General features: G+C 63.7%; 23 protein-coding genes. 5 read left to right on the top strand and 18 right to left on the bottom strand.

Annotated features, from left to right (window positions below):
• Positions 1-855, top strand: coding sequence for a hydroxymethylglutaryl-CoA lyase (locus QAZ47_RS14195; RefSeq protein ID WP_278207373.1), 855 nt, complete (start codon positions 1-3; stop codon positions 853-855).
• 49 nt (positions 856-904) lie between these two features.
• On the opposite strand, the gene QAZ47_RS14190 is transcribed toward QAZ47_RS14195, so the two are convergent.
• The gene (locus tag QAZ47_RS14190) at positions 905-1,414 is read right to left on the bottom strand and encodes a TetR/AcrR family transcriptional regulator (RefSeq protein ID WP_278207372.1); all 510 of its coding nucleotides are present in this window, start codon (positions 1,412-1,414) and stop codon (positions 905-907) included.
• An 89-nt stretch (positions 1,415-1,503) separates the two neighbouring features.
• Here QAZ47_RS14190 and QAZ47_RS14185 point away from each other — a divergent pair, with 89 nt between their 5' ends.
• Entirely contained in the window at positions 1,504-1,932 is a 429-nt protein-coding gene (locus QAZ47_RS14185; protein ID WP_278207371.1) for a hypothetical protein, read from the top strand.
• Positions 1,933-1,954: 22 nt separating this feature from the next.
• Here the strand turns inward: QAZ47_RS14185 and QAZ47_RS14180 are convergent, their stop codons facing one another.
• The 8 genes from QAZ47_RS14180 to QAZ47_RS14145 all read right to left on the bottom strand — a co-directional run bounded on the left by QAZ47_RS14180 (position 1,955) and on the right by QAZ47_RS14145 (position 12,246).
• Positions 1,955-3,457, bottom strand: a complete 1,503-nt coding sequence (locus QAZ47_RS14180; protein ID WP_278207370.1) for a sugar ABC transporter ATP-binding protein — start codon at positions 3,455-3,457, stop codon at positions 1,955-1,957.
• Positions 3,454-4,593, bottom strand: coding sequence for a strictosidine synthase (locus QAZ47_RS14175; RefSeq protein WP_278207369.1), 1,140 nt, complete (start codon positions 4,591-4,593; stop codon positions 3,454-3,456). The genes QAZ47_RS14180 and QAZ47_RS14175 overlap by 4 nt, the downstream gene beginning before the upstream one ends.
• Positions 4,590-6,704 (bottom strand): SMP-30/gluconolactonase/LRE family protein, encoded by a 2,115-nt coding sequence (locus tag QAZ47_RS14170; RefSeq protein ID WP_278207368.1) that lies wholly within the window; start codon positions 6,702-6,704, stop codon positions 4,590-4,592. Before QAZ47_RS14170 ends, QAZ47_RS14175 begins: the two co-directional genes overlap by 4 nt.
• Before the next feature lie 70 nt (positions 6,705-6,774).
• Positions 6,775-7,779, bottom strand: coding sequence for a sugar ABC transporter substrate-binding protein (locus QAZ47_RS14165; protein WP_278207367.1), 1,005 nt, complete (start codon positions 7,777-7,779; stop codon positions 6,775-6,777).
• A 31-nt stretch (positions 7,780-7,810) separates the two neighbouring features.
• Positions 7,811-8,809: an ABC transporter permease gene (locus QAZ47_RS14160; RefSeq protein WP_278207842.1), complete on the bottom strand. Its 999-nt coding sequence runs from the start codon at positions 8,807-8,809 to the stop codon at positions 7,811-7,813.
• 23 nt (positions 8,810-8,832) lie between these two features.
• The gene (locus tag QAZ47_RS14155) at positions 8,833-9,585 is read right to left on the bottom strand and encodes an enoyl-CoA hydratase/isomerase family protein (RefSeq protein ID WP_278207366.1); all 753 of its coding nucleotides are present in this window, start codon (positions 9,583-9,585) and stop codon (positions 8,833-8,835) included.
• 2 nt (positions 9,586-9,587) lie between these two features.
• On the bottom strand, positions 9,588-10,826 hold the full coding sequence (locus QAZ47_RS14150; RefSeq protein WP_278207365.1) for a CoA transferase: 1,239 nt from the start codon (positions 10,824-10,826) through the stop codon (positions 9,588-9,590).
• Between the two features lie 100 nt (positions 10,827-10,926).
• The gene (locus QAZ47_RS14145) at positions 10,927-12,246 is read right to left on the bottom strand and encodes a hydroxymethylglutaryl-CoA reductase, degradative (protein WP_278207364.1); all 1,320 of its coding nucleotides are present in this window, start codon (positions 12,244-12,246) and stop codon (positions 10,927-10,929) included.
• 121 nt (positions 12,247-12,367) lie between these two features.
• Here QAZ47_RS14145 and QAZ47_RS14140 point away from each other — a divergent pair, with 121 nt between their 5' ends.
• Together QAZ47_RS14140 and QAZ47_RS14135 are read left to right on the top strand one after the other, a co-directional pair.
• A complete protein-coding gene (locus QAZ47_RS14140) occupies positions 12,368-13,759 on the top strand; it encodes a PLP-dependent aminotransferase family protein (protein WP_278207363.1) in 1,392 nt (463 codons plus the stop codon).
• A gap of 106 nt (positions 13,760-13,865) precedes the next feature.
• The gene (locus QAZ47_RS14135) at positions 13,866-14,570 is read left to right on the top strand and encodes a nucleoside hydrolase (RefSeq protein ID WP_278207362.1); all 705 of its coding nucleotides are present in this window, start codon (positions 13,866-13,868) and stop codon (positions 14,568-14,570) included.
• 123 nt (positions 14,571-14,693) lie between these two features.
• Here the strand turns inward: QAZ47_RS14135 and QAZ47_RS14130 are convergent, their stop codons facing one another.
• The 9 genes from QAZ47_RS14130 to QAZ47_RS14090 form a co-directional block, all read right to left on the bottom strand.
• A complete protein-coding gene (locus QAZ47_RS14130; protein WP_278207361.1) occupies positions 14,694-15,755 on the bottom strand; it encodes an ABC transporter ATP-binding protein in 1,062 nt (353 codons plus the stop codon).
• 7 nt (positions 15,756-15,762) lie between these two features.
• Positions 15,763-16,575: a carbohydrate ABC transporter permease gene (locus QAZ47_RS14125; protein WP_278207360.1), complete on the bottom strand. Its 813-nt coding sequence runs from the start codon at positions 16,573-16,575 to the stop codon at positions 15,763-15,765.
• Complete coding sequence (locus QAZ47_RS14120; RefSeq protein WP_278207841.1) at positions 16,575-17,456, bottom strand: sugar ABC transporter permease; 882 nt, start codon at positions 17,454-17,456, stop codon at positions 16,575-16,577. The genes QAZ47_RS14125 and QAZ47_RS14120 overlap by 1 nt, the downstream gene beginning before the upstream one ends.
• 74 nt (positions 17,457-17,530) lie before the next feature.
• Positions 17,531-18,823 (bottom strand): sugar ABC transporter substrate-binding protein, encoded by a 1,293-nt coding sequence (locus tag QAZ47_RS14115; protein ID WP_278207359.1) that lies wholly within the window; start codon positions 18,821-18,823, stop codon positions 17,531-17,533.
• Positions 18,824-18,887: 64 nt separating this feature from the next.
• Positions 18,888-19,904, bottom strand: a complete 1,017-nt coding sequence (locus QAZ47_RS14110; protein ID WP_278207358.1) for a Gfo/Idh/MocA family oxidoreductase — start codon at positions 19,902-19,904, stop codon at positions 18,888-18,890.
• The gene (locus QAZ47_RS14105; RefSeq protein ID WP_278207357.1) at positions 19,901-20,617 is read right to left on the bottom strand and encodes an N-acetylmannosamine-6-phosphate 2-epimerase; all 717 of its coding nucleotides are present in this window, start codon (positions 20,615-20,617) and stop codon (positions 19,901-19,903) included. The genes QAZ47_RS14110 and QAZ47_RS14105 overlap by 4 nt, the downstream gene beginning before the upstream one ends.
• Positions 20,618-20,682: 65 nt before the next feature.
• The gene (locus QAZ47_RS14100; protein WP_278207356.1) at positions 20,683-21,594 is read right to left on the bottom strand and encodes an N-acetylmannosamine kinase; all 912 of its coding nucleotides are present in this window, start codon (positions 21,592-21,594) and stop codon (positions 20,683-20,685) included.
• On the bottom strand, positions 21,578-22,405 hold the full coding sequence (locus tag QAZ47_RS14095; protein ID WP_041006570.1) for a MurR/RpiR family transcriptional regulator: 828 nt from the start codon (positions 22,403-22,405) through the stop codon (positions 21,578-21,580). Before QAZ47_RS14095 ends, QAZ47_RS14100 begins: the two co-directional genes overlap by 17 nt.
• 75 nt (positions 22,406-22,480) lie before the next feature.
• Positions 22,481-23,620: a GNAT family N-acetyltransferase gene (locus QAZ47_RS14090; RefSeq protein WP_278207355.1), complete on the bottom strand. Its 1,140-nt coding sequence runs from the start codon at positions 23,618-23,620 to the stop codon at positions 22,481-22,483.
• A gap of 402 nt (positions 23,621-24,022) precedes the next feature.
• Between QAZ47_RS14090 and QAZ47_RS14085 the strand changes: the two genes are divergently transcribed.
• Entirely contained in the window at positions 24,023-24,991 is a 969-nt protein-coding gene (locus QAZ47_RS14085; protein WP_278207354.1) for a hypothetical protein, read from the top strand.
• Positions 24,992-25,037 lie beyond the last annotated feature (46 nt).

Here is a 25,037-nt window from a genome sequence, read left to right as displayed (position 1 = left end):
ATGACGGACGATCTGGTTTCCATTGTCGAGGTGGGCCCCCGCGACGGACTGCAAAACGAAAAACGCCTGATCTCGACGGAAGATAAGGTGAAGCTGATCGAGATGCTCTCGGATGCCGGCTTCAAACGGATCGAAGCAACGGCTTTCGTATCGCCGAAGTGGGTCCCGCAAATGGCCGATCATGAAGCGGTCATGGCGACCGTGAAACAAAAGCCTGGCACTGCCTATTCCGTGCTGGTTCCCAACGCCAAGGGCGCCAATGCAGCGATCGAGCACGGCGCCGATGAGATTGCGCTGTTCAGCAGTGCTTCCGAAACCTTCTCCAGGAAAAATACCAACTGCAGCATTGCGGAAGGGTTTGCGCGCTTTGAAGAGATCCTTGCGCTTGCAAGGGATCACGACGTCCCCGTGCGAGGCTACATCTCCTGCGCTGTCAATTGCCCGTACGAGGGACATATCGATCCAAACAACGTTGCGCATATCGCTCGAAAACTGTTTGCCATGGGATGCCATGAAATAGCCGTGGCTGACACGATTGGCACGGCCAGCCCCGGCGACGTCGACACCATGCTTGGAACGCTGCTCGAAGAGCTTCCGTCCGGCGTGATCGCCTGCCATTTCCATGACACGTATGGAAAGGCACTCGACAATGTTGACGTCGGACTGAGGCGCGGCATCCGGGTGTTCGACAGCGCCGCCGGAGGGCTCGGCGGATGTCCTTATGCGCCCGGGGCCGCGGGTAACCTGGCAAGCGGGGTGCTTGTCCGGCATCTGAAAGCGCGTGGTTTCAGCGTCGATGTTGACGTTGACAGAGTGGCACTCGCCGAAGACTTCGCGATGAAATTGACGGCATAGCAGACCACGCGTCGCTGCCGAACCTCGAGGGTTTGGGCAGTCTCCTCGTTCAAGCCTCCTCTGCGGCATCCGCAAAGAGCGCCCGAAGGAACGGCAGATACACGTCGCCCGGCGCCACCCCGTAATCCTGTGGCGACAAGGCGCTGAACCCGTTCCAAAGCGCAATAAACCCGATCGCCATATGCATGGGCGATAACGGCGGAACTTTTCCATAGCGCGCAAAAAGCACCGCAAAGCCGTCTGCGAACGTGGAGAGATGACCGGCATGCCGTTTGCGGAAGCTGGCACCGAAGTTCTGACTCCGATTTGCATACATCTGAAACTCGAGCATCAGATGTGACAGTCTCTGATCGGCGTGCTGCTCGTTCAGCCAACGCACCAATGCCAACAGCGTCTCATCGAGACTGCACGGTTCCGTCTCTCGGATAAGCGCGTCGAAACTTTCCGCCAGCTGCACCAGCTGGCCGTCCACCAGCTCGACGAGCAGCGAATCCTTGTCCGCGAAATTCCAATAGAACGCGCCCTGCGAATAGCCGGGGGTCTCGGATATGTCGCGCACGCTAGCCGGCACGATGCCGCGCTCGGCAATAAGCGCCGTCCACGGGCTCCCTGTGAGAGGCTACGTCTCCTGCGCCATCGACTGCCGGTATGAGGGGGGCTATCGAGCCGGAAGCGGTGAGAGATGTCTCCGAGCGCCTGATTGGCATCGGCTGCGGGGAGGTGGCCGTCGCGGATACGATCGGACGCGCGAGTCCCGAAAGGGTCGATCGGATGCTGGCCGAGGTTACCCGTGGCATTGCTGCCTCGCATCTTGCCTGTCACTTCCACGACACGTCGGGCCAGGCCTTGGCGAACGTCGATGTTGCCTTGGCCTTCGGCATCCGGATCTTCGACAGCGCTGTCGGCGGGCTGGGCGGTTGCCCCTATGCGCCGGGTGCGGCCGGCAATGTCGCCACGGAGGCTGTCGTCGCGCATTTAACGCGGCTCGGCTACGACACTGGCGTCGACATCCGGAAGCTGGCGCATGCCCGCGCCCTGGCGCTACGCCTGAAAGCCGGCGCGGGTTCGCGCGACTGATCCATCGCTTCAGCGCACGATCCTAATGGACCGCGGCATACATGATTGCCTCTTCCGTTGCGTTGCGGCGATCCATTTCCTCGACGATCTTGCCCTGGCGCGCAATGAGAATCCGGTCCGACAGCGTGAGGATCTCCGGCAGGTAGGAAGAGATCACCGCGATTGCGATTCCCTGGTCGGCGAGCTGGTTGATGAAGGCGTGGATCTCGGCGATGGCGCCGACATCGACGCCGCGCGTCGGCTCGTCGAAGATCACCAGCTTCGGCTTCTGCACCAGGGCCTTGGCGATGACGACCTTCTGCTGGTTGCCGCCTGACAGCTCGATGACCTTCGCATTGGGGTCGATGGCACGGATGTTCAGACGCTTGCGCCAGTCTTCGGCGAGCGAGCGCGCCTGCTTCATCGATATGATGTTCAGGCCGCCATAGGCCTGGCCGCCGAGATGGCCCATATAGATGTTCTCGGCGATGCTCATCGTCTCGAAAAAGCCCTCGGCCTTGCGCTCCTCGGTGACGTAGACGATGCCGTCGCGGACGGCGGGCGCCGGCACCAGATAGCGCTTGGGCTGGCCGCCGATCTTGACTTCGCCGCCGTGGAAGAAGTCGCGCTTGAGCACGCCGCTGACGACTTTCAGCGTCTCGGTGCGGCCGGATCCGACAAGGCCGAAGATGCCCGTCACCTGGCCGGCATAAAGCGAGAAGGACGTGTTGCGGACCATGTTGCCCATCGACAGGTTCTCGACCGAAAGCACTTTTGGCCCGCGCCGACGCGGCGCGCGGCTCCGCGAAGCGCCGCTGTAGATCTCGTCGGTGAGCGTGCGGCCGACCATCGCCTGGATGATCTTCTGGCGATCGAAGGCGGACGCCTTGTCGGATGCAACCAGTCTGCCGTCGCGCAGGATGGTGATGCGATCCGCCACCAGCAGCGCTTCCTCCAGCGCATGCGAGATGAAGATGATCGAGACCCCTTCTTCCTTCAGTTTCCTGATCAGCTTGAAGAAATAGCTCTTCTCCTCGGGCGTCAGCGTCGCCGTCGGCTCGTCGAAGATGATTACCTTGGCCTTGTGGTGAACCGCCCGCGCGATCTCCACCATCTGTTTCTGGGCTGCGCCGAGCGAGCCGACGATCGCCGAGGGATCGACATGGAAATTGAGCGACTGCAGGAATTGCTGGGCCGAGATATAGACGCCGCGCAGGCGATTGAGCGGCTTCTCCTTGCCGAGATAGATGTTCTGGGCGACCGTCATCGATGGCACCAGGCTGTTCTCCTGGTAGACCATGGCGATGCCCTTCGCGAGGCCCTCGGCGGGGGTGCTGAGGCGCTCTTCCCGGCCATCGATGAACAGCTTGCCGCTGCTCAGCGGATAGACCCCTGCTAGGACCTTGGTGAGCGTGGATTTGCCGGCGCCGTTTTCGCCGAGCAAAGCGTGGATCTCGCCAGGCAGCAGTTGGAAATCGACATCCAGGAACGCCGGATTGCCGCGGAAATCCTTGGTTGCCGCCTTGAGATCGACAATGGGTGTCATGCTACGGCATCCAAGGTGGAAACGATGTCGGGCTCGCTAGGATCGAGGTGGTCGATGGCGATGATCTCGCCGCGGCCTTTCGAGGTCAAAAGCAACTGCCCGGCCTGCTCCGCGCAGGAAGTTATGCCGTGGCGCTTGCCGTCGGCCCGGCTGTGCGCGCTCCAGATCGGCTGGAACTCATCGTCAAGCCTAACCACGAGCCCGTAGGAGCGCGTGGGCGCCCATGGCTTGTGAATGCCGAGCCGGATGACCCCGCCCGCCTGCAGCGGCTCCTTAAAGCTATGGCCGCTCGATAGCGTGGGCGCGATCCAGTATTCGGGAGCGACCGTCTCCATCATCTCGCGCTTGTAGCGTTTTTCACGCAGCACGAACTCCTGCAGCTGGGAGCGCACAGCAAACAGGGTCAGCCAATACCCTCCCCGGATAGACGGACAGATGCGGCCCGGATAGGCCGGAAGGTCCGCCAGCGGCGTTGCGCGGCCTTCGCCGCCGATCCCGACCGTCAGTAGACGGTGCCGCCATGCCTCGCTGACGGCCACACGATCGCGGCCGGCGATGCACACGCCGGAAGGATAGCCGAGACCATCCTGGATCACCGAAGCGTCGCGGGCACCGATATTGATCTTCAGCACGCTGCCGCCGCGGCCGAGCTCCAGCAGGTCCCGCGCCCATTCGCCAACGGGATGTGCGCCCGAACCGTTGCAGACCACGAGCGTGTCTTCATCGGCAAACACGCCGGCGGTCGGGCAATTGAGGCGTTGATTGCCGAGGGCGGCCGGCAGCCGCTGACCATCATGCGATCCGCCCACGATCGCGATGCCCTGCCCATCCAGGCCGACTGCGATCGCGCCGCCGGCGGAGGCCGCCAGGAACGTGATGTCCGCCTCATAGGTCGCGCGCGTCGCGACCGAACCGTCGCTCGCGATCTCGACCAGGCTTCTTCCCGACGAGGCCAGGACGAGGTTGCCGGCGATCAACAGATTATCGGCGTCCTTCAGCGTCGCGATGCTGGAGACCTGTTCAAGAAGATTGTTCGGCTTCAGCGCGCCGTCCATGACCGGCACGGTGATCGAATGCTCGCCGCGGCCGCCCATGAACCGGTCGACGATGCCACCGACGAAACGCAAGAGGCTCATGCGCGCGCTCCCCAATAGGCGGCCTGCGACGTCCATTCGGGATCGGCATCGGGCAATTTCAGCCGGCCGATCCTGTCGTTGTAGAGGCCGCCGAGATAGAGATGGCCCTTGTGCTCGCGCATCGACGTCACCATGGGATGGTTCTTGCCGCCAAGGTCCCAGTAGGATTCGACGATCTCGCCATCGGGCCTGAACTTCAGGACGCAGCCGGTGTTGATGTTGGGGAACAGCCACTCGTCCCTGGCGACCCGCTTGGCCATGCGTTTGCGCAGCGACGGCATCCGCATCGCGAGATCCAGAGCGGGCGACCTCATGCCGACCAGGGCCAGCCAGAAATTGCCGTCCGAGGCGCGATTGATATTGTCCGGATATCCGGGAAGGTTCGCGATCGTGACCTCGCGCTTGCCCTTATTCGGCCCCGCGAACCAGTACCGGTTTATGCGGCATCCCCAGGTCTCGGCGAAGAAGAAGGATTCTCCGTCGCCGGCCATGCAGACCCCGTTCGGGAACTGCAGGTCGCGCAGGATCGTCGCCGTCGACCGGTCCCGCGGGTCGTAGCAGATTAGGCGTCCGTTGCCGCGGCTCTCCAGCGCATCGGTAGGCCAGTCATGCATGTCGTAGCGGATGGTCGCTTCCGAGAAGAAGATGCGGCCGTCCGGCGCGATGTCGAGGTCGTCGGCGAGCTTGAGGCGGGAATCGTCGATGACCGACAGGAAGGTGCGCTTGGTCTCGTCGGTGAGCTTGGTCACCTTGCGGTCGGGCGAGACCTGGTAGAGGCCCATGCCGCCGATGCAGACATTGAGGTTGTCGTCGGCGTCGAACGCCATCCCCAGCGGGTGGCCGCCGATATGCACGAAAATCTCCCACTGCGCATAATCGGGCGCCAGGAAGCGCACGATGTCGCCATGGCGATTGGGGCAGTAGAGATTGTCCTGGCCGTCGAAGATGACGTCCTCCGGCCCCTCGATCTCTCCCTTGCCGATCAGCGTGACGTCCTTCAGCCGGTCGTTGAGCGCGTAGGGGCTCGCCGATCCGGCGTCGGTGTCGGGAAGCTCGGGCAGGCGGAAATAACTCGGCGAGAAATAGACCTTGTTGAGCAGCTTGTGCCTGTTCTTCAGCCAGCGAACGTCGATGGCCACGACGCAGAGCAGCACGATGCCGAGGATCATCGAACTGATGCCGCCGGTGATGCCGATGCGGACCATGCTGTCGGTGAGGATGAGCACGACCACCGCGCCCAGCACGGACTTCACGACCGAGCCGCGGCCGCCGCCCAAACTGTTGCCCCCGAGGACGGCCGCTGTCAGCGCGGCGATCTCGAGGCCGACGCCGGTGTCCGATCCGGCGCTGCCGAGACGCGCGGCGAAAAACACACCGGCCAGCGACACCAGCACGCTCGACCAGACATAGGTCGAGAAGATGACGAACTTGACCTTCAGGCCGGCATTGTAGGCCGAGCGGCGGCTGCCGCCGACAGCGGTGATGTGCCAGCCCGTCCTGGCGCGGGTGAGCACCACATGCCACAGCACGATGACGACCAGGGCTACGAGAAAGGAGAACGGGATCCCGAAGACGCTGCCCTCCCCGATGAAGGCCCAGAGGTCGGAATCCGGGAACACCGCCGAGACGTCCACCGCATAGTGGAGCAGGATGATGTCGACGACTGATCGGATGATGATCAGCGTCACAAGCGTCGTCAGGAACGCCCGGATGCGCAGATAGCCGATCAGGAAGCCGTTGACCGCGCCGCAGACGGCTCCGACCGCCAGCGTGGCAAGCACTGTCGCCCAAACCGGCCAGCCGAGCAGCGAGATGCAGATCAGGGCCGTGATGTTGGCAAGCGCAAAGACGCTGCCGACCGAAAGGTCGAGCCCGCCCGCGAGCAGCACGATGCCCGTCGCCACGACCACCAGCGCGAACTCCGAGAGCTGGCGCGACGTCTCGGTCACGCTGTCGAGCGTGAAGAAATGCGGATTTTCCAGAAGGAAGAAACCGACCGTGAGGATCGTGGCAAAAACCGGAACGGCATTGTCGCTCCAGCGCTTCGACAGCACTTCGCCAAGCACCTTTTCAGGAAAATAACGAAAATAGAGGCGCTCGATCGCTTCCATCACAACGTCCCAATCAAATCCGGCCTCGGCCGGGGCCGCCGCCTTGTCGCGCAGCGGCCCAGCCTGTTCCCTACTTCTTCAACTGATCGAGGTCCCAGCAGCTGTTCGCTGACATGGTGTCCTTGGTGATGAACTTGTTGGGGGTATAGAGCGCGAATTTGAGCGAGCCTGCCGGCTCCTTCGACTGCAGCAAGACCTTGATGGTGTTGTTCAGGTCTCGGCCCTGCCCCTCGACGTCATAGGAGATGACCTCGTTGAACGTGCCGTTCTGCACGCCCTGGCACGCGGTCTTGTTTCCGCCGCCCGAGGTGATCAGGTAGATGTCCTTGCCCGACTCCTGAATGGCCGCGCCGGTCCCCGCATCCATGACGTCCCAGAAGCCAATGATGCCGCAAAGATCCGGGTTCTGCTGGATCACCGTCTGGGCGATGCCATGCGCCTTGGACTGATCCCAGTCACCCGTCTGGCTGGAGACTATCTTGATATCGTCATGGCCCTTGAGCGTTTCGGTGATGGCGTTGAGCTGATAGACGCTGGCCGCCGCCGTTGCCGGACCTTGGATGATGGCGATCTTGCCGCTCTTGCCGGTGGCCTTGCCGCATTTCTCGATCATGCGGTTGGCGGCGTACTGGCCAATCCCGTACCAGTCGGCACCGACGAAGGCATCGGTCTGATAGCTCGACTTCATGTTGACCTGGACGACCTTGATGCCCGAATCCTCGGCCTTCTTCAGGGTGCGGGCGTAGGACGCCACATCGAAATTCTGCACGACGATGATGTCCGGCTTCTCGGTGATCGCCTGGGTCAGCGCGCGCGTGCCGGTGTCGGTGCTCCAGTTGGCGTCGCGGATGTCGATCGTGTAGCCGAGCCGCTTGGCTTCCTTTTCCATAATCGCGGCCCAGCCTTCCGGCAGGTCGAAGCTCATCGACATCGGCACGAAGACCACTTTCTTGCCGGCAAGCGAATCGAGCGTCGGCTGCCTGAGCGCATCGGCCATGCCCTCCTGCGCCGTCGCGCAGCTCGTGAAAATGATGGCCGCCGTGAGCGCGGCCGCCGCGTATTTCAGGATCATCATCTCGGTTCCTCCCATTCGATGACTGTCGGTTTCAGATGTCCCCTTGCTGCGATGTCTGTTCATCTCGGGGGTTGAGAAGGGCGTCGATCACCAGCGCGAAGAGCAGCACCGTGCTCTTGAGCAGGTTCTGGACCGTGTAGGAGATGTTGAGGATGGTCATGCCGTTCAGCAGCAGGCCGATCAGCACCGTGCCGACCAGGATGTTGCGGACGCCGCCGCGTCCGCCGGTGAGGCCGATGCCGCCCAATATGACGACCAGAAGCACGTCGTATATCAGGGTGGAGTTGACCATGCGCATGTTCATGCTGGCCACGGAAGCCGCCGTCGCGCAGCCGGCCAGGAAGGCCATGGTGCTCGAGATTACATATTGCAGGATGATGATCGGCCGGACCGGTATGCCGGTGATCCGCGCCGTGGAGATGTTGTCTCCGATGCCGTAGATGAAGCGCCCGAGACCGGTCTTCCTGAGGAAGAGATAGAGTGCTGCCGAGCAGATCGCGAACAGCCAGATCGGCATCGGGATGCCAAGCACGGCGCCGCGTCCGAGAAACAGGAACCAGTGCAGATTGTCGGGAATGTTGTTTACGTCGAGCGACGCTATCACCCCTCGCCCGAGGCCATAGACGATCGCCGATACCGCGAGCGTCGCAAAGATGGCCGGGATTTCGACATAGGCGATCAGGAAACCCATCACCACCGCGACGGCGACCGCGAAGGCCAGCCCGAGGGCCAGGGCGGTAGAGAACGCATAGCCCTGGTTGGCAAGTACGATCGACAAAGTGAGCGAGACCGCCATCACCGCGACCAGGGAAAGGTCGACGCCGCGGCCGATGACCACCACCGCCATACCGAGGCTGAGCATGCCCAGCATGGCGACGTTCCGGATCAGGTTGAGGATGTTCTCCGGGCTGAGGAATCCATTGAGGGCGACCGAGAAATAGACAAAGAGGAGCACCGCGACGACGAACACGATCAGTTCCTGGGTGAGGCCGATCCGGTGCCTTGTCTTCGTCGCCGCGCTCGGCGTCATTTTTTCGGATGCTGTTGCCACGGTCACTTGCCCTTGTTGGCGAAAGCGTCGAGTCCGCGCTTGGCGTCGTCGCTCGTGAAGGTGCGCTGGCCGAGTCGCGCTTCCTGCTGGAAGGCATCGCCAAGCGGCAGGTGTTGCAATGTCAGGACCGCTTCCTTGATCGTCTGGATGGCTGTCGGGCTGAAGGATGCGATGCGCTCGGCGATATCGCGCGCCACGCGCTCGACCTCGCTGCTCGCCACGGCCTGGTTGGCGACGCCCCAGGCGAGCATCTCGGCCGCCGTGAACCGCCTTCCGGTCAACAGAATCTCCATCGCGTGCGCGTAGCCGATCTGGCGAACGAGGCGCACAAGCGTGCCGCCGGCGGGAACGAAGCCGTGAGCCGGCTCCGGCAGTTGGAAGACGGCGTCCTCGGCCACGATCCTGATATCGGTGGCCAGCATCAGTTCGAAACCGCCGCCGATACACAGGCCGCGGATGGCGCCCACCACCGGCTTGTAAAAACCGGAGGTCTTGATATGCGCCGGGTCCCAGGCGGAAATATCGAAGCTGTCGGAGGCCAGCGCCGGAATGGACTCTTTCAGGTCGGCCCCGACGCAGAAGGCCCGGTCTCCGGCTCCGGCGAGCACCGCCACCCGGATCCGGTCGTCGTCCCGCACCTCGTCGAAGGCGCGGCCGAGATCCTCATACATGGCCAGGCTCAGGGCATTGAGCTTTTCCGGACGGTTGATCCGGATCGTGGCCACAGGCCCGTCGACGTTGAAATCGATCGCCATCGCTAGACCGTCCCTCGCGATTTCATGGCGTCCAGCTCTTGCGGCGAAAGCCCGACCAGCCGGGCGAGAACGAGATCGTTGTGCTCGCCGGGCGCCGGCGCCTTCTGCGGCGCCGCCTCGGCCATTTCGGAGAGCTTGATGGGCAGGCCGAACATGCCGAGAAGCTGCCGCCCGATCGGCACCTGAACGATCATGTTGCGGGCGGCTATGTGCGGGTCCTCGACCACTTCCGCGATGGTCTTGATGGCGCTCAGCGGCACCTTGTCGCCGGCGAGTTCCTCAAGCTCGGCCTTGGTGTAGCGGCTGAACCAGCGATCGAGCAGCGGCTTGACCCTGGTCTCGGCAACGATCGGATCGAAGCGCTTCTCCATCGTGTCGATTTCGGGGTCCGTCGCCTTGTCGGGCTCGCCGAAGAGGCCGCAGGTGATGGCCCAGAACTTGTCGGTGTAACCACCGAAGAACACATAGCCGTCCTTGCAGGGAAATTGCCCATAGGGGCGCACGAAGGGATGGTCGTTGCCCAGCGGCGAAGCGATCTCCTTGCTTGCCGTGTAGCGGACGACGGCATTCTCGGTCAGCGTCAGGACGGAGTCCTGCTGCGAGACGTCGACCACCTGGCCGACGCCGGTCTTGTCGACCTGGCGCAGCGCGGCCAGCGTGCCGATCGCGGCATAGAGCGCCGCCGCGAGGTCGCCGATGATGGTGCCGACCCGCACCGGCGGCCTGTCCGGATAGCCGTTCATTGACCAAAGTCCGCCGGCCGCCTGGCCGGTGTTGTCGTAAGCGGGTTTGGAGGAGTTGGGACCGGTACGGCCGAAGCCGCTGATGGCGGTATAGATCAGCCGCGGATTCTCGGCCTTGAGCACCTCATAGCCGAGGCCGAGCTTGTCCATGGTGCCCGGCCGGAAGTTTTCGACCAAGACATCGGCCTTTCTGACCAGCCGCTTGAGCAGGGCCTTGCCTTCGGGCGACTTGAGATTGACGGTGAGGCCGAGCTTGTTCCGGTTGAACTGGGTGAAGAAGGCGCTGAGCTCGGAGCCTTCCTCGCCGACGAAGGGCGGAAAGGTACGCGCATAGTCCGGGTCTTCCGGATTCTCGATCTTGATCACCGACGCGCCGAGGTCGGCGAGCAGCATCGAGCAGAACGGTCCGGCGACCACACGCGTAATGTCGAGGACGACGACGCCGGCGAGCGGGCCGCTCCGCACCGGAAAATCGCTGTTGGGATCCACTTCAGTCACGTCTTGGTTTCCAATGGCCTGATTGAGATCGGGCAGCACAACGGCGCCGGTCATCGAATGCTAGTCGAGACGACGGGTTCACCGCCATCAAGACGAACGTTCATACCTTCTCCGCCCGTATTTCCTCGAGCAATTCCCTGGCGCGATCGACACGCACGTCGTGGTTGGCGGAGAGCGAGGACGCGACCCTGTCGATCTCGTCCCCGGTCGCCCCGGCGACGATGGCGATGTTGCGGGCGTGCAGCGCCATGTGCCCGCGCTGGATGCCTTCGGTCGCCAGGGCGCGGAGCGCGCCCATGTTCTGGGCAAGACCGACCGCCACGGCCACCTCGGCCAGGGTCTGCGCGCTTTCAACGCCAAGGATTTTCAGGCAGGCGCGCGCGGCCGGGTGCGTCTTGGTCGCGCCACCGACGAGTCCCAGCGCCATCGGCATCTCCAGCGTGCCGACAAGATGCCCTTCGGCGTCGAGCTCCCAGGTCGACAGGGACGTGTAGCGCCCGGAACGGGAAGCCCACACATGCGCGCCGGCCTCGATGGCCCTCCAGTCGTTGCCCGTGGCCACGACAAGCGGATCGATGCCGTTCATGATCCCCTTGTTGTGCGTGGCGGCGCGATAAGGATCGACGATCGCAAGCGCGCAGGCCTCGACGATGCCGCGGGCGATCCGATCGCCCTTGTATTCCGCGGTCTCGAGCGTTTCGGGTGCGATCCTCACCATGGCGCGCGCAATGCGCAGGTCGGCGAAGTTGGACAGGATCCGCAGCCGCACGACCCCGCCGCTGATGGCTTCGATCATCGGCGCCACCGCTTCGGCCATCGTGTTGACGGTGTTGGCGCCCATGGCGTCGCGCACGTCGACGATAAGATGGACCACGACCATCGGTCCGGCCGCGGTCTGATCGAACACATGGACCTCGACGTCGCGGCAGCCGCCGCCCAGCGAGACGAGCACCTTGTCCTTGACGTTGGCCGCCGCGATGATCGCTTCCCTCTCCTTCAGGATGCGCGCCCGCGCGCCATGCGGGTCGCGCAATTCCAGAACCTGCACCTGGGCCCGCATGATGGGGCCGGAACTGGAGGCGAAGAAGCCGCCGCTCTTTCTCGCAAGGCGCGCCATGAAGGAAGCTGCCGCCACCACGGAAGGCTCCTCGACGGCCATGGGGACGAGATAGTCTCGACCGTTCACGATGAAGTTCGTGGCAACCCCGATCGGCAGCTGGAAGGTGCCGATCACGTTCTCGATCATCCCGTCGGCGAGCGTCAGCGGCAGGCCACCCGGTCCGAAGGTCGCGCGCTCCGCCTCGGTCAGGGCCACGGCATCGGCGAGCCGGGCCAGACGCTCCGTCGGGGCAAGATTGCGCAGATTTTCAAGCCGCGAGTTGACGGAGGGGCGCGCTGCGCCCTTCTGGGGATCTGTCACAAGCGCCTCCCACGCAATGTGTCATTTTCTTCTTGCAGCAGGATGGATCATTGCTACCATCTACTAAAGGTACAGATATGAGAAATTGTCTCAATCTGTACCCTCAAAGAAGGGCTTGCAGATGGCTGCTTCAGGCGGCAGGCAGGGCGTCACCCTGGCGGAGAATGTGGCGGCGCGGCTGATCGAACAGATCGTGTCGGGCGACCGCGTTCCCGGCAGCAAGCTGCTCTCGATCCGCAACGCGACGCGTGAATACGCCGTCTCGAAGAACACTATCGTCGAGGCGTACGAACGGCTGGCGGCCGCGGGATACATCGTCTCCAAGCCCCGATCCGGGTTCGTGGTCGCCAAGTCCGCGCAGCCGGCGGCCGGCCGGCCCAAGCACCTGTCCGAAGCGGTCGATATCGTGTCGCTGCTCAACGCGCAGTTGGAGGAGAGCTTTGAGATCAGGGTTGGCGACGGCCGCCCGCCCGCCTCGTGGACCGAAGAGTCAGAAATCCGGCGACATCTGGGGCTTCTGGGCAAAGGGCCGTCATCGAGCACGGACGGCTATGGCTCGGCATGGGGCTTCCCGCCGCTGCGGCAGCAGATCGCCAGAAGGTTGGAAAAACAGCATATCCACGCTTCCGAGAAGAACATCATCCTCACCTTCGGCGCCAACCATGCGCTCGACCTGGTGATCCGGGCCTTCCTGACGCCAGGCGACGTCGTGCTGGTCGACGAGCCCGGCTATTATCCGCTGTTCGCAAAGCTCAAGCTCGCCCAGGTCCGCGTCGTCGGCATCAGGCGGCTCCCCGATGGACCAGATGCCGAAGACTTTGCGAGCAAGGCCGCCACGCAGCGGCCGAAACTGTTCATCACGCAGTCGATCGGACACAACCCGACCGGCGGCAGCATCAGCCTGTCGGTCGCACACTCGATACTTACCATATCGGCCAGGCATAATATTACGATCGTCGAGGACGATCCGTTCGCCGATCTGTCGCCGACGCCACCCAACAGGCTCGCCACGCTGGATCAGCTCAACCAGGTGATCTCGATCGGCACGTTTTCGAAAACACTGTCGGCCAGCCTGCGTTCGGGCCACATTGCCGGCCATCCCGACAAGATCGCGGCGCTTGCCGAGCTCAAAATGCTGACGACCGTCAACAGTTCAGGCCATGTCGAGCGGCTGCTGCACCGGGTGACATCGGAAGGGCATTACGATCGGCATCTGAAGCGCCTCGGCCAGCGGATCGAGGCCGCCGCCAATCGGGTCCATGGCGCCCTCGCCCGATCCGGGCATTCGATCTTCGCGGGGAATGGCGGAGGCTATTACCTCTATCTGATGCTGCCTCCGGGTATCAGCGATATCGAGCTGGCAAGGCTGGGGGCTCAGGAAGGCATCTTCATCGCCCCGGGCAGCGTCTTTTGCCTGGACAAGCAGAACCCGATGGCGGCCGGCATCAGGATCAATGTCGCTCGCGCCGACGAGGATCGGTTCTTCGATTTCCTGCTCAGGAAGCTTTCTTAACTCTCAAAGCCCTGCATACTGATCGATATATCGGGCGATGACTTCAAGGCCGTTATCCTCAACTAGGACGCTGGCTGCAAAGGTCTTTGCCGGATGCCGACATGCAATGTTTCCCACGCCCCCTCGCCCGGTCTCGGTGCACGGAGATGACGGCCTCGGTGATGTCGGCGTCCTAGAGTCGTCGCGCAAGGAGCACGCTCAACACGCCGTCGACTTCATCGTCGAGACGGTCTTGAGGCACCCCGGCGAGGTCACATTGTGCGCGATCGGACCACTGACGAACGTTGCTCTGGCCTTGGTCAAGGAGCCGACGATCGCCGCGAAGTTCAAGCAGATCGTGTTCATGGGCGGTGCGGCTTTCTGCCCTGGGAACACCACGCCCGCGGCCGAGTTCAACATCTGGTTCGATCCGCACGCCGGGCAGATCGTTCTCAACTCGGGCGCGCCTCTGGTGATGTTCGGCCTCGACGTCACCAACAAGGTCATTGTCACGTCCGATCGGGTCGCCGTTCTTCAGAACGGAGGATCCGCCATTGCGCGCCAGGCGGCTTCGATGATGGTCAACTACGGTGGCAAGGACCCGGCGCTCCACGACCCATGCGTCACTGCCTTTCTCCTTGACCCCTCAATCTTCGATGGAGTTCGCGCCAAGGTCGACATCGATTGCGTGTCCCCGCTCAATCGCGGCCGCACGGTCGCCGCGGTTTCAGAGCGGCACCGGGAGAACGCTCCCGCGAACTGCTTGGTGGTCACAGGCGCAGACGACGTGAAGTTATTCAATCTCCTGAACCAACGGCTCCTCTCGCTCTAAGTCACGAAGGGCTGATACCCGTAGGCTGTGTAATAAACTGACGGAAATTCGAGCTCGCGCCACTCAAGCCGTGATCACTCTGGACGCAACACCCCGATCAGCAGTGCTATCCAGGAAGATCTGCTAGCGAATGCGATTACCCTCGGCATCGAAAATACGCGCACGGCTGGGCTGGAAGCGCAGCGTGATCGTCTCGCCGAAGCCCGGCTGGTCCTCGCGCCGTTCGGCAACGACGCTCTGGCCGCTCGCCAGGGCGCCGTGCACGTACGAGGTCGAACCCAGGCGCTCGGTGACGTCCACGGCAAGCGAGAGCGCGACGCCGTCCTTCTCGTCGAGATGCTCCGGCCTTATGCCCAGCGTCACCGTCTGGCCGTTCTCCAGCCTCGTCTTGAGATGCGAGATGTCCACCCTCGCCTCGCCTGCTGTCAGCGCCTTGCCATCGTCCACGACGGTCGCCTTGAGGAAGTTCATGCGCGGCGTGCCGATGAAGCCGGCGACGAAAGCGTTGTCCGGGTCGTCGTACAGCGACAGTGGCGTGCCGGTCTGTTCGATCTTGCCTGCCTTCAGTACGACGATCTTGTCGGCTAGCGTCAACGCCTCGGTCTGGTCATGCGTGACGTAGACCATGGTGCGGCGGATCGACTGGTGCAGGCGCTTGATCTCGGCGCGAAGCTCGGTGCGCAAGGCGGCGTCGAGGTTTGAGAGCGGCTCGTCGAACAGGAACAGGCGCGGATCGCGCACCAGGGCTCGGCCGATGGCGACGCGCTGGCGCTGGCCACCGGAAAGCTCACGCGGCAGCCGGGCCAGCAGTGGCTCGATCTGCAGCAGGCGCGCCACGCCGGTGACCTTCTCGTCGTATGTCTTACGGTCGAGCCCGCGCATCTTCAGCGGAAAGGCGATGTTCTGCGCCACCGTCATGGTTGGGTAGAGGGCATAGGACTGAAAGACCATCGCGACATCGCGTTCCCGCGCGGGCAGGTTGGTGACGTTGCGGTCGCCGATGACGATGCTGCCGGAGTCGATTGGATTAAGCCCGGCCACGGCATGGAGCAGCGTCGACTTCCCGCACCCGGACGGGCCGAGCAGCACGACGAAGGAGCCCTCCTCGACCTCGACCGAAACGTCGTCCAGCACAGGGACCGCGCCGTAGGATTTCGAGACCGACCGTATCGAGAGTTTCGCCATCGGTTGTTCAGCCCTTCACGCTGCCAAGCGTCATGCCGCGCACCACCTGTCCCTGCACCAATACGCCGAGCACGATCATCGGCAGCATGATGAGGGTGGCGGCGGCGGTCAGCGCGCCCCACTGGATGCCCTGGAATGTCAGGAACGAGGTGATCGAGACCGGCAGCGTCTGAGTGTCTCGGCCGGTGAGCACAAGCGCCACGAAGAACTCGTTCCAGGTGAACAGCACGCACAGGATGAGCGTGGCTATGATGCCGCCGCGAGCGGCCGGCAAATAGACGTGCCAGAAGATCGAAAACTCGCGCGCCCCGTCGACACGCGCGGCATCGCGCAACTCCTTCGGGATGTCATCGAAGAAGGTGATGAGCAGCGAGATGGCGAAGGGTACGTTGACGAAGGCATAGGCGGCGATCAGCAGCCAGTGCTTATTCAGCGCGCCGATGCGGGTCGCCAGGTAATACATGGGGATGACGAAGAGCAGCGCCGGCGCGATGCGCAGGCTGAGGATGAATTTCTCCCGAGCGCGGCGCAGCTCCGCCGGCTGCTGGGCCAGACCATAAGCGGCGGCCGAGCCGACGGTGACGGCGAGCGCGCTGGAGAGGATCGAGACGATGAAGGAATTGGCGAAGGCGCTAAGGAAGCCGCGATTGGCGAACACCGTCCGATAGTTGTCGAGCGTCGGGCTGAACAGCCAGACGGGCGGAATGGCGAAGGCGTCGCGCGTCGTCTTGAAGGAGGTGACGACGACCCAATAGAGCGGGAACAGCACCGCAAGCAGAAGCAGGGCCAGACCGACATAGAACAGCGCGCGCCTGGCCATCAGCGGTCCCCCGTCTTCGGGAAGAGCACGCTGTACATGGTGAGCAGCGCGACATTGGTGAACACGGTCAGGATGATCGCGATAGCCAAGGCGTAGGAGATGTCGAAATTGGTGAAGGCGACGATATAGCCGTAATAGTTCAGCGTCTCGGTCGACAACGCCGGCCCGCCGCGCGTCATGATGTAGAAGAGGTCGAAGGCCTTGATGCTGTCGATCGCCCTGATCAGCGCGACGATGGCAAGCGCCCGGCGCAGCATGGGAAGGAGCACGTACCAGGTGACCTGCCATTCGCGTGCGCCGTCGACGCGGGCGGCGTTGAGCGGATCGGTGGGTGCCGATTCAAGCGCGGCCATCACAAGCAGGATGACGAAGGGCGTCCACTGCCAGATGTCGGCGACCAGTACCGAAAACAGCGCGATCCGCGGGCTGCCAAGCCAGTCGACCTGGGCGATGCCCACCAGCGACAGAAGATAGTTCGCCATGCCGGTGGCCGGGTCGAAGAGGAAGCGCCAGGTGAGGCCGACGACCACAGGCGTCATGATGATCGGCACCAGAAGCAACGTCCGCACCAGCCGCTTCATGGCGAAGTCGCGGTCGAGGAAGAGCACGACGGCAAGGCCGAGCGCGATCTCGATCGCGGTCGCCAGCACGGTGAAGAGCACCGTGCGCCAGAGCGCGGCCATGGCGCGCGGATCGCCGAGGAAGCGGATATAGTTGTCGAGCCCAACGAACTTCTCGCGCCCTGCCCGCATCAGCGAGAGGTCGTGCAGGGAAATCCAGATGACAAACAGCGTCAGCGCCACCGACGCTACCGTCAGGCAGACGATGATCGGCTGGAAGAAATGCCTTGTAGGATCGGACGCTGCGGCCACGGGTCTCATCATCAATCCATGAATGCAGGGAAATTCACCCTGCCGCGCACAGGGAGCGCACGCGGCAGGGCACGCCTCTCGACCTAGCGGGCGAGCGCGGCGTTGTTGGCTTCGTCAGCTTCCTTCAGGGCGTCGGCCGCGCTTGCGGTTCCGGCGAGCGCCTTAGAGACGGCGATGCCAGTGTTGTTGATGATCTCGTTCGCCTGCTCGACCGTCGGCAGATATTGCGGGTTGCCGGCGTTGATGGCCGCGATCATGCCTTCCTTGAAGGCGCCGTAGCGTTTGCCGAAACTATCGCTGTTGAGCGCCGAGAGCGAGGTCACGCCGGAGTTGGGATCGGTCTCGATCGATTTCAGCTGCTGCTCCTTGGCGGTTGCCCAGGCGGCGAAGAGGGCCGCCGCTTCCTGGTTCTTCGACTCGGCCGAGACATACATGGAATGCACGGCGAGCGAGGACGAGCCGCCCTTGGGCGAAGCCGACTTCATCGGCACCGGCACATAACCGACCTTGCCGACCACCGTCGAGACGGCCGGATCTTCGTTGTAGGCGCCGTTGACGGTCGCATCGAGCGTGATTGCCGCCTTGCCCTGCTGGAAGAGCAGCCGGTTCTCTTCCCAGCCGAAATTGGCGACGCCGACCGGACCGTAGTCCTTCAGCACCTTGGTGAAGGCGTCGAGCGCGGCGATGCCTTCAGGTGTCGCCAGCGCCGACTTGCCGCTGGCGTCGAAGAAGGAGCCGCCGAAGCCCCACAGATAGGCCGCCCAGACATAGACGCTCTGGATGCCCTGCTGGCCGCGCATGGTGATGCCGGCGATCTGCTTGTTGGTCTTTGCCGAGATGGTTTTCGCCGCGTTCTCGATGTCCTCGAAGGACTTCGGCGCCGCCAGCCCGTACTGTTCGAACAGGTCCTTGCGGTACATGACGAAGGTGCTCTCGCCATAGACTGGCAGGCCGTAGACCTTGCCGTCGAGGACGTTGGTGTTGAAATAGCCAGGCACGAAATCGGCCTTGTCGAAATTCTCCTTGTGCTTGGCCAGGAAATCGTCGAGCGGCACGATGTAGCCCGACTTCACGAAGCCCGGCAGGTAGATGATGTTGTTCTGGACGACATCGTAGCGGCCGGACTTGGACGAGAACTCGAGCAGCTCCTTCGCGGTGATGTCGGCCTCGGGCACGACCTCGATCGCCACGTCGATGCCGGTCTTCTCCTTGAATTCGGGCACCATCTTCTGGATGGCGTCGGTGGTCGGATGGCCCTCGAGCAGCACCGATATCTGCACGCCGTTGAACGGCTTGTCTTCGGCCGAGGCCGGCGCGGCCAGCGACAGCGCGGCGGCGGCCGCGCCAAGCATCAGTAGATTGCGTCTGTTCAGCATGTTTTCGTCTCCCATTCTTGGGCCATCTGGCCTCGTTGCAACAGCACCGTCCGTTTGATTGAGCTCAACCGAGGCGCACGATTTCGCCGCTCTGTGCCGACTGCATCATGGCTAGGGTGAGTTCGAGCGAACGAAGGGCTTCCCGGCCGGTGGCGATCGGCATCGCCGCGCCGTCCAGCCAGTCGATGAGGCCGCCGAGCTGGCGCGCGAGGTCGCCGTCGATACGGCCGTTGAGCTGGGGCCAGTGCTGGGTATCGATCTCGCGCGACGTCTCGTTGCTGGCGAAATAGAGCCCGCTGTCGCCGCACTGGACCTCGAAGGATCCGTCGGTGCCGATAAGTTCCATGCGCGCGTCGATCATGTGGCGCGCGCCGGAGGGCAGCGACCAGGCGCTCTCGAAATTGACGACCGTGCCGCCGGAAAAGCGCACGATGGCCGCGATGCTGTCCTGCGTGCCGGAGCTACCCAGCAGCTTGTCGGTCTGCTGCGCATAGACCGACACCGGCTGCTGGCCCTTGAGCATCCACAGCACCATGTCGACGTCGTGGACGGTGACATGCAGCGCCAGCGGCAGCTTGCCGCCATAGCGCTTCGGGCCCTCGGTGCGGGCGCTGTTGCGGCGGGCATAGATGTGGATCGGCTCACCAATCTTGCCCGATGTCATCAGCTCCTTGGCGGCGGCGTAGCGCGGATCGAAGCGCAGCAGGTAGCCGACGCCGAGCTTTACGCCCGCCGCCTCGCAAGCCGCGATGATGGCCTGGGCGTCGTCGACCTTGGAGGAGATCGGCTTCTCGACGAAGACGTTGATGCCGGCTTCGGCCACTGCAACGGCCGGCGCCAGATGCAGATTGTCCGGCGTGCAGATCGAGACTAGATCGAGATCGCGTTCCGAGCCGAGCAACGCCTGATGGCTGTCATAGACCTTGCAGCCCGGCGCCTTGGCCGCCACGGCCTCGGCCAGCGCGCGGTTGGGATCGACGATGGCCGCGAGCTCGGAGCCCACCATGTTGGCGAAGATGCCGGCATGCATGGAGCCCATGAAGCCTGCACCAATGACGGCGACGCGACGGCGCTTGATCATGTCGGGTTCCTTCTCAGTTGCGGACGGGCACTCGAAGCGGCGACCTCGTCGGCGAAGCGGCGGGTGATGGCGTCGGGCCGGGTGATGGCGCCGCCGACGACGATGAAGCGGGCGCCGAGCTCGAAGCAATGGACGGCCTCGTGCGGCGACCATATGCGCCCCTCGGCAACGAAAGGCAGGCCGGCACGGGCGAGTTCCTCCATCAGGGCGAAGGCGGGGCCGCGCTGGTCGCTGGAATAGTTTGTGTAGCCGGCCATGGTGGTGCTGATGAGGTCAGCGCCGGCATCGAGCGCGCGCCGGCCTTCATCGAGCGTGGCGACGTCGCCCATGGAGAGCCGCCCCCTCGCCGCGATGCTGGCGAACATCGCCTTCAGCTCGGCTGGGCGCGGCCGGGCGGTGGCGTCGATCGCGACGATATCGGCGCCGGCCTCGACGACGGCGGCGACGTCGTCGAGCGTCGGTGTGATGTAGACCTCGGTGTCGTCGCGCCTGGACTTGATCAGGCCGATGAGCGGCACGTCGACCGCCGCGCGGACGGCGGCGACGTTGGCCACCCCCTCGATGCGGACGCCGGTGGCGCCACCCAACACGACGGAGCGCGCCATCGCGGCGATGTGGCCGGGAGCGTCGAGCGGCAGGCCGGATTCGGCCTGGCACGACACGACCAGCGTCCCATCGAGTATGGCGAGCAAATCGCCCTGCTTGGCCTGCACCGGGGCATCTCCTGGAAGAGCATTACCCTGCTAACCAAGCGCGGATGAAAGTTTTTGTCAACAAATTATTTTTGATGAAAATTTCTGTCAGGCATTTTCGAACTCGCCAGCATCGCTGTGCCAAGCAGGCCGGCATCGGCGCCCGCACGCGCGGCGAGGATGGGACGCCGGTAGACGCGCGGCAGGTCGAGCGAGCGCGCGTGCAGTGCCTCGATGAAGCCGCCAGCGAGGCCGACTCCGCCGCCGACGGCAAAGCAGTCGACATCGACCGAGGCCGCCAGGTCAGCAAAGGCGTTGACCAGTGCTGCGACCGCGCCGGCGATGATTTCCGCGGCATTGCCGTTGCCTTGTTCCGCCGCCGCAAACAGCTCCGGCGCCGTTACCTTGCGGCCAAGGCGCGCGCTGCCCAGCCGCGCCAGCGCCGTACCCGAGGCGACCGTCTCCAGGCAGCCGCGCCGGCCGCAGCCGCACAGGATGCCGCCGGGCTCGGAGCGCGTGTGCCCGACATGGCCGGCGAGCCCGGTCGCGCCGCTTTCCAGCCGGCCATCTATCACCAGCCCGCAGCCGATGCCGGTGGAGACGGTGAAGAAGGCGAAGTTCCGATGACCCTTGCCGGCACCGATCGTGAATTCGGCCCAGGCGGCTGCCTGCGCGTCATTGACGACGAGCGGCGGCATGCCGAAAGCGCGCTCGATCGCCGAGGCAATCGGATAACCGTCCTCGATCGGCAGGGTTTCGGGGTTCAGCGCCGTCAACGCGCCGTCGCGCACGATGCCAGTGGTGGCGACGGCCACCGCGCCAAAACCGCTTTTCGGCGCAAGCCCAGCGATGGCCGCGATCAGGTCGTCACCCCTGCCGGTGCGTGGCGTCGGCGCCTGGCGGCGGTTGGCGATCCTGCCGCCACGCACTTCGGCTGTCGCGATCTTGGTGCCGCCGATATCGATGGCGAGCACCGGCAAATCAGAAGCTGCGGTCACTCACGACCTCCGCCGTGCGGCTGAGCTCGACCAGTCGCTTCGGATCCTGCCTGGTCATCTCGGCGACCAGCGCATCGACGATGAGCAGTTGGCTGATCTTCGACGGGAAGGCTCCGCCAGTGAGCGGCGTCTCCGGCCAGGAGGCAATCAAAGCCAGGTCGCAAACGGCGATCAGCGGGCTCTTCGAACGGTTGGAGATACCGATGACGAAAGCGCCCTTGGAGCGGGCGAGCTCGGCGACACGCACGGCGTCGATGGTCGAGCCGGAGCTCGAGATCACCACCTGCACCGTCCCCGGCTGCGCGGTTCCCGCCGCCATAACCGCCAGATGCGCATCGCCCAGCGCGCGGCTGAACTTGCCGATGCGGGTCATCTTGTAGGCGAGATACTGCGCCGTGACGGCGGAGGCGGCGATGCCGAAACACTCGACCACGGAAGCGTCGAGGAGTTTTCGCGACGCGACGGCGACGTCTTCGCGAACGATCAGCTGCTCGGTCTCACGCAGCGAGGTGATCGCGGTTTCGACCAGCCGCTGGATGTCGTCGGAAGGAGAGCCGTTATCGCGCGCCCGTTCGTCGGTCGCCAATTCCTTGGCCAGCGCCAGCTTGAAATCCTGGAAGCCGGAAAAGCCTTGGTCGCGGCAAAAGCGCATGACGCTCGCCTCAGACGATCCGGACGTTTCGGCAAGCTCGGTGATGCTCTGGCGAAGCGTGGCGTCGGGTTGCGCCAGCACCGTCTCGGCGACGCGCGCCAGCGCCGGCGTCATGTCGCCTGCCGCCGCTCTCAGCGAGGCTATCAGCGCGTGTGTCATGCAAGATCCCTCAAAAGATTCCTGGTGTGAGCATGATTCTGTCCAAAACCGGTTCCCACCTTTTCGGGATCATGTTCAGAAATGTTCCGCCACCCAGGGCGGCGATCCGGCAAAGAGCTGGTCACAGCGGCGTATGTCAGCCGAGTCGCCGGAAACGAGGCCATACTGCGCCAGTTTCGAGGCGCTGCGAAAGCCCGTGAAGAGCTGGGCGAAGGCGGTCGGTTGCAGTGACACCGCGCCGCCCAACGCGCCGGCCGCCTCGCCTACCTCCGCCTTGCCGGCGCGGATGTCGATCTCCAGCGGTGGCGCCTCGCCAATGCGCAACGCGAGCCGGGCCGCGTCGACATGGTAGCCGCGCTGGCGGAGCGCGGCTGCAGGGTCGAGCACGCGCAGCAGCCACTCCTCCTGATGCGCAAGCCGCCAGTCCTTGTCCGGCATGGCCGCCACCAGATCGTCCTGCGGAGCGCCGTGCCAGCGCACGGCCGGATAGACCGAGCGGAAGCGGGCGAGGAAGGAGAGCAGGCCAAGCGCCGCCTCGGGCGAAGCGGCAAACCAGTCCCGGACCTCAAGACGCTTCTCGTTGCCCATGTCGAGGATCAGATAGGCGGCCTCGCCCTCGGCCAAATAGGCGGCGAGCGCATCGGTCGGCGCGCGGCGCAACTCGTTCCAGTGCGCCGTGCCGCGCACGAGCAGCCCGGATTCGCGCAACGTCTTTTCGGCATAGGCGCCGGCCAGCCGCTGATCGTCGAGTTCGACGCGCTCGAAGCCAAGCCGGCTGGCGGAGGGCAACGCCGCGGTATCGGCCTCGTAGACGATCTCGTGGCCAGCGAGCTCGAAGCCCGCCTTGCGATAGACCGGCCGAGTCGAGGCAAACAGCGTGGCAATCGCGGCGCCGTTGCTCTTCGCCTCGTCGCAAAGAGCATCTACAAAAGGCACGGCTAGTCCCTGTCCACGCCGTTCCGGCGCGATCGCCACATGCACGATGTTGGCCGCCTGCACGGGCTTGCCGTGAAAGATATGCGCCGTCTGCAGCAGACCCGCGCACACTACCGGGCGGCCGTCCTCGCCGCGAATGAGTCGCAGCGTTTCGAGCCCGATGTTGGAGATGTATTCGTGCGAACGTGCCTTCCTGAAACCGAAGGCCCAGCTTAGTAGGCTGGCGATATCGACGACATCCTTGGTGGTCGCCTGGTCTGTTGTGAAGTTTTTTTTCATATCTTTCCCATCTATGACGCTTTTTATCATAGCAAGAAAACGATGGTACGCAACGGGGGCCGATCAGCCCTCACAGATTTGGGTTGGGAATGTTCGCAGGATGGGGCTGCGGGAAGGGATGAACTTCAGCCAAGTCTGCTAGCCCTGGACTCACAACGTCCGCTTTCAGGCTGTCGGGAACTTTGCCTAACATCCTATTTGAGGCGCAAAGCGCTCATCCCTGACTGCGTAACAAACTGGATAACAATCGATAAGAAAAAATCTATGTTTTCAATTATCTCTCCGCCAATCATTTGTTCCAGCAAGTTCCCAGCGCCGTTGACGGGTGAGCGGTCGCAGTCCACCTTCGCAGCGATCCGATTCAGCTTCCAAAATCGTCTCTGATCGACGCGCTCGTGAATCATGCAGGACCAAGCAGCAGCAACGAACAGAGGGCGAGCTTCACGCAACGTCCAGGACGCCAGCGTGGATCTGATCGCAGTGGTCGTGGCGGTCACCGATCAGGGGCCGAGTGTCCTGACCGTCGGGCCAGACAGTGGCCTGCCCTCCGGTCCCTTCGAGCTTGGCCATCGGTCCTTGCAGTCCGGCCTGCGAGCGTGGGTAGAACAGCAGACCGGCCACCAGCTCGGCTATATCGAGCAGCTCTACACTTTTGCTGACAGCGACCGGATCGGCGAGCGACGTCAGCAGCGCGTGATCTCGATCAGCTATCTCGCCCTGACGCGCGTCGAGCAAACTGTCGGCCCCGCCAAGCGCGCGTGGCGGCGTTGGTACGATTATTTCCCATGGGAGGATCACCGCGCTGGCATCCCGCCGATCATTACGGAGGTTCTGCAGCCGCGCCTGCTGGCTTGGGCGGACGGCGCCGGCCAAGACCAGATGAAGCGCGAGCGCCGGCAGCGCGCCGCAATCGCTTTTGGCTTCGACGGCCGCGACTGGAATGAAGAGCTGGTCCTGCAGCGCTATGAGCTACTCTACGAGGCGGCCCTGATCGAAGAAGCGGTGCGCGGGCCGCAGCCTGCCGCATCTCCGCCTATCCCTGGCGTATCGATGACAGCCGACCACCGTCGCATTCTGGCGACAGGGATCGCACGGTTGCGCTCAAAGATCAAATACCGGCCCGTCGTGTTCGAGCTGCTGCCGCCCTCATTCACCTTCCTGCAACTGCAACGCACCGTGGAAGCGCTCTCAGGAAGGCTCTTACACAAGCCGAACTTCCGGCGCCTCATCGAGCAGCAGGAACTAATCGAAGAGACGGGAGAGGCAACCGCCGACACGGTCGGACGACCAGCGAAACTCTTCCGCTTCCGCCGCGCCGTCCTGGACGAGCGGGTTGTCGCAGGGACGAAATTGCCTCTATCGCGGGCTTGACACCCTTATTCTCATTGTGAGTATATATCGTAATTATACTCATATT

The organism is Mesorhizobium sp. WSM4904, assembly GCF_029674545.1.
Classification (GTDB): Bacteria; Pseudomonadota; Alphaproteobacteria; order Rhizobiales; family Rhizobiaceae; genus Mesorhizobium.
The sequence above is the reverse complement of the archived record's forward strand: the minus strand, read 5'-3'. Positions and strand labels throughout refer to the sequence as shown.